General features: G+C 50.8%; 1 protein-coding gene. It reads left to right on the forward strand.

The features are described from left to right. On the forward strand, window positions 1–992 hold a 992-nt coding region (locus tag EI28_RS12400), incomplete at its 5' end, for a hypothetical protein (protein ID WP_048115287.1). Window positions 993–1003 lie beyond the last annotated feature (11 nt).

Below are 1003 nucleotides of genomic sequence, written 5' to 3' on the forward strand. Positions count from 1 at the left end.
TTGGACTGCGGGCATTCTCCACACTCCTGGCGATAATGCTGGTGAGTGTGGTGATGGTGCCGGCGATGGCAATGGATGCCGGGGCACTCGATATTGAGAAGCTGGACATCGTGGATCCTGCAACACTTCAGGAACGATCTCCCTCGTTCATCAGCGAACTCCGAAGCAAAGGATGTTCCGAAGAAGAGATTGCCGAGGCAATCCGTAGCCTGCCGCGAGTTTCATACCTTGACGGATGGACAGAGGCTGATGACGAACGGGTATCGCCCCTTTTGCAACAGGCAAGGGATGAGGTGAACTATTCGATGTACGGCGAGATAGATCCTCTGACAGAGGATGGCGTTTCGGCAGTAAAGATGTGTTCTTCAGGCATCTGGCTGTTTGACACAGTTTTTCAGGGTGTTAATGGATGGGTACATCCCGGACTGATGGAATGCTCCTCGGATGGCACCAGACGCCAGTTTCTTACGACCCATCTTGGAAAAAAGTTCGGTACGACCGCTAACTGGATCGAGATAGGTATAGAGTCAGTCTGCGATGATCCGAATCCGGCTCGCTACCATGTTTTCACCTATGATAACAACAACATATCACGACCGATGGTTGTGCATAGTAACCTTACCAACGGCGACAGGGATTACAATTTCGAGATCTACGTAAGTGACGTGCAGTACCCGGAGGGCTATCCCTATATGATCTTATGGGAAGGACAGGTCGTCCGGGTCGGTCACGTTCCGTTTGCGGAAGGCGATCTGAACGAGGTACATGAATACGTCAGAAACGATCCCGGATCATTCTCCGATGTATCAACCTCCTATGTGTGTGATTCCTACGTCTATTACGACGGATATGGTGTATGGTGGAACGAGCAGCTGGATGCACAGTTAGCACACCCGACACAGCTCCATGCAGATACGCAGGAAGGTGTTTATGGCGATTTCTACAGACCATGGTGGTCGAATGCATACAGAATCGACACGTGGATCGCGTGAACAAAGAAGAA

This window comes from Methanoculleus sp. MH98A, assembly GCF_000691865.1.
GTDB lineage: Archaea > Halobacteriota > Methanomicrobia > Methanomicrobiales > Methanoculleaceae > Methanoculleus.